The organism is Kitasatospora sp. NPDC003701 (genome assembly GCF_053587085.1).
The window spans coordinates 1-10,891 of record NZ_JBSFNM010000123.1 but is presented as its reverse complement, the minus strand read 5'-3'; the positions used below and the strand labels follow the sequence as shown (position 1 = coordinate 10,891).

The 10,891-nt window shown below is 66.6% G+C and carries 17 protein-coding genes; 9 read left to right on the top strand and 8 right to left on the bottom strand.

From position 1 onward, the window contains the following. Positions 1-175: 175 nt before the first annotated feature. The 4 genes from ACWDRR_RS43580 to ACWDRR_RS43565 all read right to left on the bottom strand — a co-directional run bounded on the left by ACWDRR_RS43580 (position 176) and on the right by ACWDRR_RS43565 (position 1,923). A complete protein-coding gene (locus ACWDRR_RS43580) occupies positions 176-376 on the bottom strand; it encodes a DUF397 domain-containing protein (RefSeq protein ID WP_449777901.1) in 201 nt (66 codons plus the stop codon). Positions 377-498: 122 nt separating this feature from the next. Further along, positions 499-699, bottom strand: a complete 201-nt coding sequence (locus tag ACWDRR_RS43575; protein WP_449777900.1) for a DUF397 domain-containing protein — start codon at positions 697-699, stop codon at positions 499-501. A gap of 122 nt (positions 700-821) precedes the next feature. Further along, positions 822-1,022 (bottom strand): DUF397 domain-containing protein, encoded by a 201-nt coding sequence (locus tag ACWDRR_RS43570; RefSeq protein WP_449777899.1) that lies wholly within the window; start codon positions 1,020-1,022, stop codon positions 822-824. A 10-nt stretch (positions 1,023-1,032) separates the two neighbouring features. Then, a complete protein-coding gene (locus ACWDRR_RS43565; RefSeq protein ID WP_449777898.1) occupies positions 1,033-1,923 on the bottom strand; it encodes a helix-turn-helix domain-containing protein in 891 nt (296 codons plus the stop codon). A 249-nt stretch (positions 1,924-2,172) separates the two neighbouring features. On the opposite strand from ACWDRR_RS43565, the gene ACWDRR_RS43560 reads away from it, so the two are divergent. From ACWDRR_RS43560 to ACWDRR_RS43540, 5 genes are all read left to right on the top strand, one after another. Continuing rightward, positions 2,173-2,313 (top strand): hypothetical protein, encoded by a 141-nt coding sequence (locus ACWDRR_RS43560; RefSeq protein ID WP_449777897.1) that lies wholly within the window; start codon positions 2,173-2,175, stop codon positions 2,311-2,313. A gap of 76 nt (positions 2,314-2,389) precedes the next feature. Continuing rightward, on the top strand, positions 2,390-4,147 hold the full coding sequence (locus tag ACWDRR_RS43555) for a recombinase family protein (protein WP_449777896.1): 1,758 nt from the start codon (positions 2,390-2,392) through the stop codon (positions 4,145-4,147). Positions 4,148-4,643: 496 nt separating this feature from the next. Next, entirely contained in the window at positions 4,644-4,892 is a 249-nt protein-coding gene (locus ACWDRR_RS43550; RefSeq protein ID WP_449777895.1) for a hypothetical protein, read from the top strand. 2 nt (positions 4,893-4,894) lie between these two features. Further along, positions 4,895-5,392, top strand: coding sequence for a hypothetical protein (locus tag ACWDRR_RS43545; RefSeq protein ID WP_449777894.1), 498 nt, complete (start codon positions 4,895-4,897; stop codon positions 5,390-5,392). A 500-nt stretch (positions 5,393-5,892) separates the two neighbouring features. Then, positions 5,893-6,240, top strand: coding sequence for an HNH endonuclease (locus ACWDRR_RS43540; RefSeq protein WP_449777893.1), 348 nt, complete (start codon positions 5,893-5,895; stop codon positions 6,238-6,240). Positions 6,241-6,324: 84 nt separating this feature from the next. Here ACWDRR_RS43540 and ACWDRR_RS43535 read toward each other — a convergent pair whose 3' ends face one another. From ACWDRR_RS43535 to ACWDRR_RS43525, 3 genes are all read right to left on the bottom strand, one after another. Continuing rightward, a complete protein-coding gene (locus ACWDRR_RS43535) occupies positions 6,325-6,477 on the bottom strand; it encodes a hypothetical protein (RefSeq protein ID WP_449777892.1) in 153 nt (50 codons plus the stop codon). A 201-nt stretch (positions 6,478-6,678) separates the two neighbouring features. After that, positions 6,679-6,990 carry a peptidase inhibitor family I36 protein gene (locus tag ACWDRR_RS43530; RefSeq protein ID WP_449777891.1) on the bottom strand — a complete coding sequence of 104 codons (312 nt, stop codon included), beginning with the start codon at positions 6,988-6,990 and terminating at the stop codon, positions 6,679-6,681. 248 nt (positions 6,991-7,238) lie between these two features. Continuing rightward, entirely contained in the window at positions 7,239-7,400 is a 162-nt protein-coding gene (locus ACWDRR_RS43525) for a hypothetical protein (protein WP_449777890.1), read from the bottom strand. Between the two features lie 610 nt (positions 7,401-8,010). Here ACWDRR_RS43525 and ACWDRR_RS43520 point away from each other — a divergent pair. Beyond that, positions 8,011-8,505: a phage terminase small subunit P27 family gene (locus ACWDRR_RS43520; protein WP_449777889.1), complete on the top strand. Its 495-nt coding sequence runs from the start codon at positions 8,011-8,013 to the stop codon at positions 8,503-8,505. A 79-nt stretch (positions 8,506-8,584) separates the two neighbouring features. Here ACWDRR_RS43520 and ACWDRR_RS43515 read toward each other — a convergent pair whose 3' ends face one another. Beyond that, on the bottom strand, positions 8,585-9,607 hold the full coding sequence (locus ACWDRR_RS43515; protein ID WP_449777888.1) for a Scr1 family TA system antitoxin-like transcriptional regulator: 1,023 nt from the start codon (positions 9,605-9,607) through the stop codon (positions 8,585-8,587). 198 nt (positions 9,608-9,805) lie between these two features. On the opposite strand from ACWDRR_RS43515, the gene ACWDRR_RS43510 reads away from it, so the two are divergent. The 3 genes from ACWDRR_RS43510 to ACWDRR_RS43500 all read left to right on the top strand — a co-directional run. Beyond that, complete coding sequence (locus ACWDRR_RS43510) at positions 9,806-10,027, top strand: hypothetical protein (RefSeq protein WP_449777887.1); 222 nt, start codon at positions 9,806-9,808, stop codon at positions 10,025-10,027. Between the two features lie 3 nt (positions 10,028-10,030). Further along, positions 10,031-10,504, top strand: a complete 474-nt coding sequence (locus tag ACWDRR_RS43505; RefSeq protein WP_449777886.1) for a hypothetical protein — start codon at positions 10,031-10,033, stop codon at positions 10,502-10,504. Between the two features lie 206 nt (positions 10,505-10,710). Then, positions 10,711-10,891: hypothetical protein (locus tag ACWDRR_RS43500; RefSeq protein WP_449777885.1), on the top strand; the 181-nt coding region annotated here is incomplete at its 3' end.

The window sequence follows — 10,891 nt, the reverse complement described above, 5'->3', positions numbered from 1 at the left end:
TCCTGTTCAGCCGGGGCGGACTGCCGCTCCTCGACCGCCACACCCATGACCGCATCGCGCTCTCGGAGCCGATGCGGTGACCGGCGATCCATCGAGCCACCACCACGAGGAACTGAAGCACCTCGCCCCGGCCGCGACCGGACCGTCGCGGCCGGGGCGGCCAACCCTGTACGGCTCAGATGAGGTGGTCGAACTCGCCGGCCTTGACTCCGAGGATGAAGGCGCGAAGCTTGGCGGCGCCTGTCGTGACAATGACGTCAGGATCGTCCGACTCGCGAAGGTGGCGCAGGTCGCCAGACCCGAGCGCGAGTTCAACGCATGAGTTGCCAGCGTCCCCGCCACTGAACGACGACTTCTGCCAGGAGAGATGGAACATCGGATGCCTTTCAGCTCTGGGGCAGATGACTCCCCCAGGCATACCTCGTGTCATGGACTCCCCATCCCAACTGCGATAGGCGGGGCGGCCGCCTGGCCGCCCCGCCTCTGCACCTGTGCAGTTCAGATGAGGTGGTCGAACTCGCCGGCCTTGACCCCGAGGATGAAGGCGCGAAGCTTGGCGGCGTCTGTCGTGACAATGACGTCAGGATCGTCCGACTCGCGAAGGTGGCGCAGGTCGCCGGCGCCAGAGGCCAGTTCGAGGCAGTTGTTGGAGCCTTCACCTTCGCTGTAGGAGGACTTCTGCCAGGAGAGATGGAACATCGGGTGCCTTTCAGCTCTGGGGCAGATGACTCCCCCAGGCATACCCCGTGTCATGGACTCCCCATCCCAACTGCGATAGGCGGGGCGGCCTCCTGGCCGCCCCGCCTCTGTACCTGTGCAGTTCAGATGAGGTGGTCGAACTCGCCGGCCTTGACCCCGAGGATGAATGCCCGGAGCTTTGCGGCATCCATCGTGACGACGACCTCCGGGTCGGAGGACTCGCGCAGGTGACGACGACCATCAACTCCGGCGGCTAGTTCTAGGCAGTTGTCGGCGCCCTCCGCGCCGCTGAACGATGACTTCTGCCAAGAGAGGTGGAACATTGCGTGCCTTTCAGGTCTGTAGCAGGTAGAGAAGGTGCTGGATAAGCCCCCATGAGTCACGGGAAGGGAGCTCTCGCAGGGAATCACTGGTGTCAACAGCAGGAAGAGCGATGTCACGCAGTTGCATGAACTTTTGCCGGTAGGCCGCAACATCGACCGGGTCGCCGAGGTGTTCGGCTCGCTTGGGACCTGCCAGAACGATCGTTGATAGATCGGTGCAGCCCGGGTCGCAGAAGAGGAACGACGCCGACAACGGACCATGCTTCGGCGCGGAGAACGGCAGTACCTGAATTTCGACGTTGGGGAGCTTCGCCGATTCGAGCAAGTGAAGCAGCTGGGCCCTCATGACAGAGTCGCCAGCGAATCGCATGCGCAGCGCCGCCTCATGGATTACGAACCGAAATTGGCGTTGCTTGCCATCGATGAGAATACGCTGGCGATCCATGCGGAATCGAACTGAGGCCGCAACCTCCCACTTGCCATCGCGGTAGGCATCCTCGTAAATGGCTTCCGTATACGCGGGTAGCTGAAGAACCCCAGGAATATAGAGCGTGTCGTAGCTGTCCAGGCGCACGGACCTCCCCTCGACCTCCGCCAGCTCCAGAGCAAGCGGCGGCACCTGACCCTCGTATGCCGTCCACCAGCCCTTGCCTGTACTCCGCCCCATCTCTGCAAGCGTGGCGCGGAAGGCGGGATCGGTGCAGTCGTAGGCGTCGAGCCAGATCTCAAGCCGCTCTGCATTGAGCGTGATGCGACCGGCCTCGGTGTGGCTCACCGCCGGACCGCCCATGCCCACCAGCGCCCCGGCCTCCGCTGCCGACAGCCCTGCCGCCAAACGCAGTCGTTGCAACTCTTCGCCAAATCGGCGCTGTCGTTGGCTGATCGGCCCCTTGTACCCCACGGCTGTCCTTCCCTGTCAGCGCAGTCTCGCGCACGAGCCACCTGCGACGCCACCAACGAGTGACGCAACTCCTGAGTCTCAACGATCTGCTTGCAAGTCTGCCATCGATCCCCCTACTCTCAGTGTTGCACCGATCACACGACGGAGTGTCAGTAATGCCCTGCCCGGGCGCCGCAGAGCAGCCATGTGCGGCCTGGCTCACGGTCACATCTCCGCCGCGAACTCCCTCTCCCCTTCCGGAGGTTCTTCGTGCGTGCCGTCAACACCCCTCCCCCCGACTGGTCCGCCGCCCGTCACGAGCTGCGTGAGGCCCTCGCCCTCTCCAACTGGCCGCCGGACGTCATCTCCGACGCCGAACTCGCCCTGCACGAGCTGTTCGTCAACGGGTAGGGGCTCTACCCGTAGCAAGGTGCAGGACATCGTCCCCCTCCCCATAGCAGTAGAGGCCAACTGCAACGGAGGAACGATGACACCGAAGAACCCCACCGGAACCGAAGCCCCAGTGACCGCGTACGACGGGTGCGGGAAGTGCCTGCTCGGGCTCCGCCGACTGTCCCGGGTTCGGGCGTCGACCAGTAGTCCCGCACGGCAGATGGAGTACGACTTTCACGCAGCCGAGGAGATCGGCGGGCACATCATCGGGTGGGCCGATGACTGGGAGGTTTCGGGGGCGACCGACCCGTACACCCGGCCCCAGCTCGGCCCGTGGCTCCGCGGCGAGCGAGGCCCCTTTGACGGGCTGGTGGCGTCCGCGGTCGACCGGATTGGCCGTGATGTGCTCGAAGGTCTCACTCTCGCGCGGGACACCAGCCGGCGTGGACAGCTTCTCGTCACCGCGGACCACCGGGGCGTCTGGGATCTTCAGGATCCGAACCAGGAGAGCGAGTTCACGCTCAAGCTGTTCGGTGCGCAGATGGAGCACCGCTCCATTCGGGAGCGCAACCGGCAGGAGTCCCGGCGGGCCCGCGGTGCCGGGCAGGTGGCGCACAAGCCGAGTTACGGCTACCGGCATGTGCGTCCGGCGCCGATGGCGAAGATCTCGCACACCGAGATCGACCCCGGGTCGGCGAAGGTGATTCGGGAGGTTGCACGGCGGATCCTGTCGGACGAGACGGGGAGTATCACACCGTGGACCGAGATCCACCGGCTCGCGCGGGCGGGCGTGCCCAACCCGGCCGACCGGCTGGCCATCCTGTACGGCCGTGAGCCGAAGGGGGCGCCCTGGCGGCCGAACAGCCTGGTCCGGATTCTGATCAGCGAGGCCGCCATGGGTTACCTCATGCACGGTGGTCGGGCCGTGATCGGCGACGACGGTATGCCCGTCCGCATTGCGCCGCCCCTGTGGGACCGGGCCACCCACGACGCCCTGTTGGCCAAGCTCGGCCCGAAGCGCAAGGCCCCGAGGAAGCGGCCCGCGCCGAAGGGGACCGCGCTGTTGTCCTACCGGGTGAAGTGTGGTGTCTGCGACCACATGGCCGAGCGTGCCGGTGCCGTTGACGGGGTCGTTGACGGCAAGCGGGTCCGGCTTCCGGCCTGGAGCTGCCGGGCACACACCTTGGCATGGGAGGACGCCCAGCATTGCAAGCCTGCTCCGTCTTTCGGCGTGGCCGCCCTGGACGCTGAGGCGGAGTCCTGGTTCCTGGGCCGGTTCGGGGCCGGTCGGCTCATGCAACGCGTCTTTGACCCGGGCAACGGAATCGCCAACGAGATAGCCGAGCACGAGGCGGCGAAGAAGCGGCTGCGCGGCGACCGACAGGCCGGACTGTACGAGTCCGAGGACGACACCGCGTGGTTCCAGCGCGAGTACAAGCGGATCACGGACAAGATCACCGAGTTGAAGAAGAAGCCCCAGCGACCCGCCGGCTGGTACACCGTCCCCACCGGCCGCACCGTGGCCGAGGAGTGGCGCGCCGCCGACACCGTTGCCCGGCGCGAGATGCTGGAGGAACACGGCGTCGTGATCCGGCTGTTCCCGCGCAGGGGGATGAAGAAGCGGGGAGGCGTGAACCACCCGACGGGCTTCGAGATCACGGCAGAGGTTCAGCACGACCCCGTGGCCGAGGTCACCGCGGGCGTCGACGGCGACCAGAACCGCCCCGCGGCCCCGGCTACGAGCCGTACGTCCGTCCGACTTGCCGAGCCCGGGACTGCCACACCCGAGGGCGAGGACACTCCGCCCCTGTGGTTGCCCGAGACGGCTCTCGATCCCGCCGTGGCGGCGTAGCGCACCAGCGAGGGTGGTGACGGGTGACGCTGGAGAGGGTGAATCAGGTTTTCTTTAGACTCGCAGTGCTATAGAGAACACAGATTTTGCCTCACCTGCGTCACCCGTCACCACCCCTCGGGCTCCGCGGGAATTCGTCCCCCTCTTCTATCTACAGGAGGCGGGAACGAATCATCCCGGGCGGCACTACACAGCGGGCCGCGGGATATCGTCCCCCTCTTCTAGTTCCGAGGGGCGGAGCGCGGGACTGCCGCGCGCTTCGCTGACGTGAGCGCGACGCTGCGGGAGATCGCCCCACTCTCCAAAGCAGTAGGGGCGGTACGTACCGCGCATCCCTCTGACGGAACCGACAGGCCGAGTGCCCGTCCTACAGTCGACGCTCTGCCTCTGCCGCAGCCCGTCGTTCTCTGCAAGACCAGTTTCACTGCCCCTTCCCGGCGCCCCGGGCAGGGGCTTTCTCATGCCCGCCGAGAGGCGGCCTACAGGAGGTACCACCGTGAGCAACCCTGGCAGTCACACCTACATCTACGAGGACCGGGCGACCGCGAAGCTCCGTCTGCGCGCTGACGCGTTCCAGTACAGCGCCGCCATGGAGCGGCTTGCCGAGTTGAGGCGCGACCGTCCCGAGCAGTACGACCAGCTGAACCCGCTCTCCCGTATCTCGCTCGGCCACTACGAGATAGCGAAGGCCGCCGCCGTGCAGCTCGGCCGCAACGTTTCCGCTCCTACCGATCGTGAGGTCTGACCATGAACCCCGACGTTTCCAAGGCTGCCGACAAGCTCGCCAAGCTCCGCGCCCAGGCCGACAAGTTCGCCGCCCCGCTCGCCGAGGCCGAAGCCGCCCTGGCAACCGCCCAGGAGACCGAGCGAGCCCGTCGTGCGGAGCGCGCGGCGGAGTACGACCGTGCGTTCGCTGCTTCGTGGCATGAGCGTGCACAGCAGGCCAGCGACGCCGACAAGGCCAACCGGGTACGGTTCGTCGAACTGCTCGCCGAGGAGCCGTGGTTCATGGCTTACATGGCGTCCAGGGCCGAGCGGTACAAGCGGGAGAAGATCATGCTCGCCGCCCAGCGCGCGCAGTCCGCCACCGGCCAGCAGGGCACCGTGCCGGAGCCGCGCATGTATGACCTGCGCCTGGTGGACGACCTCATCGAGACCACCGAGCGCATGGCCGCTGAGATCGGCGCAGCCTACGCCGAGGAGCTGGACGCCACGCGGACCGCCTACATCGAAGCGACGGACTGACATGGCCGTTGATGCTCTCGACCCCGGGCCGGACGGAACCTATCCGCACTTCCCCCGGGACGCGCAGGGTCGGCCTGTGTGGTCGGATGCTCCAACTGGCCTGCCGGTAGTCAATGGCGGCGCGCCGATGCCGCGGGGTGTTCAGCCGATGCGCGACCCGAGGACTGGCCGGCTGCTGGCCGTGGACGTGACCCCGAGGCGTTCGGACGGCGAGCCGATCAATCCGCCGGTGATCCCGCCGGAGTCGTGAGGCAGGGCGAGGGGCGCCAGGGCCAACAGGAACGGCACCGACGGAGCGTCCGCGGGGTGCCCATGGCAGGGGTGAGCGGTTCGCCTGCCACAAGAGCCCGTCTAGCCCAAACGGCGGGGCAGTGCGCCAACTACGGCGCTTGTCATTTCGGTTCGAGCCCGGGGGTGGGCGCTTCGACCGGCCAATGCCCTGGATGAGGAATTCTTAGGAACTCCTGATCCAGGGCACTGGCCACCACCAAGGGGGCATCGTGCGCTGTATCGACTGCCCCGAGGCACCGACCCACCGGGGACGCTGCGAGGCCCATCACGCGGCCTACGAAGCCCGCCCGAGTGTCCGGGCCCGCAGACGACTGCAACGGCTGGTCTCACGCCACTACAGCGGCGCCGAGCGACTTCGCCGGCGGGTCGACCGAGCGGGGGTGGCGCGGTGCGCGCTGTGTGGCGAGACGTTCGGCGCCGAGCTGGTCGACGTGGACCATCGGGCCCCGCTCGCCCTCGGTGGCGAGGACACAGACGAGAACGTGTGGCCCCTGTGCCGCGAGTGTCACCGAGGCAAGACAGCACGGGACTTCGGGGCGGTCAGCACGCCGTTCTGACAACACGAAGCCCCGGCACGGAAGTTGACTATTCCGTACCGGGGTCGAGGTGGACCACAGGTGCCAGCGGAGCCTAGCTACCGCTCACTGCGAAGGGTGCGACTCCTGGCCGCTACCGCCGGTCGCCTTGTCGTACCCCTTCTCTTCGACACCCTCGGCCTTCTTCTTGGCCTGTTCCGCCTTGGCCTTCTCGATTGCCTCCCGCTGAAGCTGCTCCATCAGCGTCTCGTCGCTCATTGCGACACTCCATTCAGTCGAACGTCTTGGACTGAATCACCTTGGCACGGAGCGGACATGCCACGGCGTCGACACAGCGCACCCGTCACCCGTTCGAGTAAGCGCCCGCCTGTGGAGCCCTCATGCTCGGCAGGCCATGCCCACGTACTCGGTACCCGGGCCGCTGGCGCCCGTCCTGGCGGCGCCCCGTATCGGTCTCAACTAGCCCTTGCGGGGGAGCGAGAACGTGAAGGGGAATCGGGTCAAGCCGAGCCGCTTGCCGACCTCTTCCACGGTGACGGAGGAGGCACGGTCATTGATGTCTGCCGGGAGCTTGGCGGTGTCGCTGGTGAAGAGGCTGCTCGGGCCGGTGAAGTCGTCCCTGTTGAAGAGGGTGACACGCAGCCCGGATGGTACGCGCAGCGACGAGATCTGGTTGTCCACGTTGTCTTCGAGAACGTGGTGCCCAGGCCCGAGGGAAGCCTGCTTCCCCTGGTATTCGGCATCGGTGTAGAGGGTGGCTTCCAGGCTCATGGCTGGTTCCGTCCGTTCTTCAGGGTTAGGGGTGCACGACAGTTTGTAGCCGTCGGAAAGGCCAAAGCATTGGAGGCTGACCCTTGTTCATCCCATCGAGTGATCGACGGGACCTGTCTGCCTACTTCGGAGGCCCCATGCCGAGACGACCACGCCCCCGTGCTCTGCACTCGGGTGCCCCGCGCCGGACAGCACGCCGCCCCGGCACGGAAGTTGAACGGTCCGCACCGGGGTTGCCGGAAGGGTGGCTACTTGACGCTTGGATCAATTTCGAGGACGCCACCCACAACGGGAGTGTGCTCGCCGATGCCTTGGATGACGGCCGAGACCCCCGAAGATGCGGCCTCGGTCCCGACGACGATGCGGCGCTCGTCGGTGTTGCTCTCGTCGGTGTTGCTCTCGTCAGTCACGACGTGCCCCTTTCACGGTCAGCCCAGCGCCGACCCATTCGGATCATGACATAACCAAAAGTCACCGGTCCACTACCTATTGTCAGATCAGGGGTCCCTCATGCCACGCAAACCACGCCCCCCGTGCTCAGTCCCCGGGTGCCCCGAGCTGACCACGGGCGGACGCTGCCCGAAGCACCAGGCCGAGGCCGACGCACAGCGAGGCACACCGGGAGGCAGCGCGTACGGCCCTCGCTGGCCACGCATCCGGCAGGCGTTCATCTATGCGCACCCGTGGTGTCTGCTCTGTGCTCGCGCTGCTGTGGTCGCTGACCACTTTCCCGAGTCGCGCCGATCGCTGGTCGCCCAAGGCGTGTCCGATCCTGATGCATGGTCACGGCTCCGTCCGCTGTGCACGTCGTGTCACAGCCGCGAGACGGCCGTTCACCAGCCCGGAGGGTGGGCAAGTGAGCGCGTCAAGCCGCTCCGAGGCCCTGACCTGTGGTGACCCCCACCGGGGGGACTCCCCTCCCTACCCGCCCAGCGCGGCAGGGAGCGCGGATTTTCACGCCGTAGCTGTGACCGTTTTTGGCAGTTCGGCATCCCGAGCACGACATCGAGAGGGGATTGAATGGCCGACCGATACCGACCGGTGCCCGCCAGCGTGCGACTGCGGGAAGGGAATCCGTCCAAGCGAGAGATCAAAGAGGGGGTGATCGTTCCCCGCGCCGTACTCGTAGAACCGGACTGGCGGGAGCTGTTCACCCCGTCCCGCTCTGCCGAGACCGAGGGCGCCAACGCCCGGTGCCGCGAGGTGGCGTCGGAGGAGTGGCGCCGCATCGTTCCCGTGCTGGAGATCGCGGCCGGTCTCGGCGAAGTCGACCACACAACCGTCAAGGATCTGTGCGTCTGTGTCGCCCGTATCGACCAGGCCGAGCGGGACCTGTCAGCGCGCGGCCTCATGGTGACCGCCGAGCGCGGGACCGTGAAGAACGGCGTCGCCACCATCGCAGCACAGTACCGTTCACAACTTGCCCGCTATATCAGAGAGTTGGGACTCTCGCCCAGTGCCCGGGTCGCTATCGTTGCACCCGAACCCGACGATGATTCCGACATCTGGGACTGACTTCCCGCGAGTCGAAACAGCCCCCGCCCCAACCATCCTTCACGGGGTGGTTGGGGCGGGGGCTGTTTGCGTGGTCAGTTCAGACGGCGCCGAACTCCCCGGCGCGGACACCGGCGACGAAGGCCGACCAGCCGGCGAGGGAGAACCCCAACTCCGGGCCGGAACGATCCTTGCTGTCTCGCACGGGAACGATCTGCTCGGCCTGGGCAACGTTGGTGGCGACTTCGACACACTGCCCGCCGTCACCCTGAGAGTACGAAGCCGTCTTCCACTCACGCGGGGGGCGCCAGTTGACAGCAATGGGACGGATTGAAGTCACGTTGACTAGCTCCCTCATGACGCTCGTGATGAAACGGGCGGAGTCCTGGGCGGACAGAGCCTCCGCCCTGAGCCGATCATAGGCCCGGATGTGCTTCTCTATCGTCGCCGGATCGCTTACCGCATGGCCCCGGCTCATGCTCTCCGAGTACGCCCAGCGCTCTCCGTCTGGCAGCTCCAGCAAGGTGAAACCGCCTGTTGCACCTGTCTTCTCGCCCAGCGCGAACGGCGCCACTTGGATGACGATGCTCGGGTGCTGCTTGGGGATGTCAAGCAGGTGTTGAAGTTGGTCGCGCATGACAAGCGGACCGCCCACGTGTTGGCGGATCACGGCTTCGTCCAGGACAACCACGAGAAACGGGCCACCCCTGTCAACAAGGAACCTTGCTTGTCGACCGATTCGCGCAGCTACTCCTCGCTCGATCTTGTCGCTGTCGTCATGGGGCTTGGCGAAGCGGAAGAGTGCACGGGTGTAGGCGGGGATCTGAAGAAGTCCCGAAACCCGGCCAGTGCTGTACTCCCGCACCTGAAGGGCACGCGCTTCGAGCCCCGCGAAGAACTTGAACCAGTCGGGGTGGTCTGGGGCCGCCGACCAGTCGACGTCATCCCACGCGTCAACGAGCTGCCCGTCCGTGTTCATCAGCCCATCGCACCGTTCGGCGAAGTCGCGTGGTGGCTGCCGCTCCAGCGACTCGAACTTGCGTACATAGCTGTCATCAAGGTTCAGGGCTCGCGAGAGGGCTGCGCCGGATGCGTAGCCGGCCCGAAGCCTCGTGTTCTGCAACAGCCAAGCCCAGGCTTCGGGGGTGAGTGTCCGCTTCGATGCCGGTCTTCCTGCCACGTAATCCGCCTGTCATTCAGGACAGTTGGGGCTGTCTCGATTAATTCAGGACAGTACATCTGTCGGGACGCTAGGTATACCGCTTCGCCTACCCGGTGTCGTTGGCTAGTCACTGCACAGCAGCGACGGAAGGCGGCGGCGGTGGGCAACATCTACACCCCGAAGCAGCACGAGAAGGTGCGCGACCAGCGGACCGGCGAGATTGGCGAGTACATGTGCACCTACGCCGGATCGGTCCACCTGCGACCGCCCGGTGGTGGGTGCGAGTGGACCACCGACCCGGACCGGATCGAGCCCTTGAAGCCCGGTCTTGCCCTTGAGCCGGCGGACCCGTCCGGGGCGCCCCCTCGACCGGCGCTGTGATGCGTGGCCAGCACTCATGGAAGGCGCAACAGCACCCCCAAGAAAGGCGCGGACGTGATCGGCGGTTCCCCCACCTGCCCGTGCGGCAACCCGGTCGAGCTGACCGGGGCAGAGACGGACGACATTCCCGAATGGCGCTGCGGTTGCGGCCGGTTCGGTTTCCTGCTGCCGCCGGAGTACGTCACGCGGCACCCCGAGGAGGCGTCCGTTCAGGTCTGCGGCCGGAGGCGCAGGCCGGGGCCGCGTGAGGTCCGCGTGGAAGTGGTTCCGGCCGTCGGGTACGAGCTGGAGATCGAGGGAGCGAGGAACGTCCCGTTCGTGGCGGCGGTCGACGTCGACGAGCAGCTTGCGAAGGTCGTTTCCAACTGCGTGCGCCGAGAGCTTTCCCTCTCTGACGACACGCCGTTGGTGCTGCTCGTCACGGACGAGTTCGAAGTCCTTCAGCGGATTGAACAGGTGGCTGCACCGCCCGAGTAACACCCACAGACCCCCGTCCCGAGCGCGAAGCAGTCATGGGGAACGCGTTCGGGGCGGGTACCAACGTCCGGCACTGACTGCCGGATGACTCCCCCGTCGGCCCGGGGCTGGAGTGGCCAGGCAGGGGAAGGGCTCCGTCCGTCGTGCGACACCCCCGGCGGGACGGGCGGAGCTATCCACGCACCACCAGGAGGGGAGCTTGCGCGTTGGAGAGTGAGGTTCGCGCTGAGGCGCGCCGGAAGGTCGAGAGGGAGTTGCAACTACGCCGCGACCGCCCCAACACGAACCACGCGGGACCCGGCAGGGGGTCCGTCGTGATCGACACCCGGAGCGACGCGCTTGCCATCGTGAACGGCACCCGGTGGCAACACGCCTTCCTGCGGGCGC

What these genes read in the sequence shown, in the direction of transcription:
- ACWDRR_RS43580 (WP_449777901.1), bottom strand. Translation starts at nt 376, where the DNA reads ATGTTCCATCTCTCCTGGCAGAAGTCGTCGTTCAGTGGCGGGGACGCT.
- ACWDRR_RS43575 (WP_449777900.1), bottom strand. Translation starts at nt 699, where the DNA reads ATGTTCCATCTCTCCTGGCAGAAGTCCTCCTACAGCGAAGGTGAAGGC.
- ACWDRR_RS43570 (WP_449777899.1), bottom strand. Translation starts at nt 1,022, where the DNA reads ATGTTCCACCTCTCTTGGCAGAAGTCATCGTTCAGCGGCGCGGAGGGC.
- ACWDRR_RS43555 (WP_449777896.1), top strand. Translation starts at nt 2,390, where the DNA reads ATGACACCGAAGAACCCCACCGGAACCGAAGCCCCAGTGACCGCGTAC.
- ACWDRR_RS43545 (WP_449777894.1), top strand. Translation starts at nt 4,895, where the DNA reads ATGAACCCCGACGTTTCCAAGGCTGCCGACAAGCTCGCCAAGCTCCGC.
- ACWDRR_RS43535 (WP_449777892.1), bottom strand. Translation starts at nt 6,477, where the DNA reads ATGAGCGACGAGACGCTGATGGAGCAGCTTCAGCGGGAGGCAATCGAG.
- ACWDRR_RS43530 (WP_449777891.1), bottom strand. Translation starts at nt 6,990, where the DNA reads ATGAGCCTGGAAGCCACCCTCTACACCGATGCCGAATACCAGGGGAAG.
- ACWDRR_RS43520 (WP_449777889.1), top strand. Translation starts at nt 8,011, where the DNA reads ATGGCCGACCGATACCGACCGGTGCCCGCCAGCGTGCGACTGCGGGAA.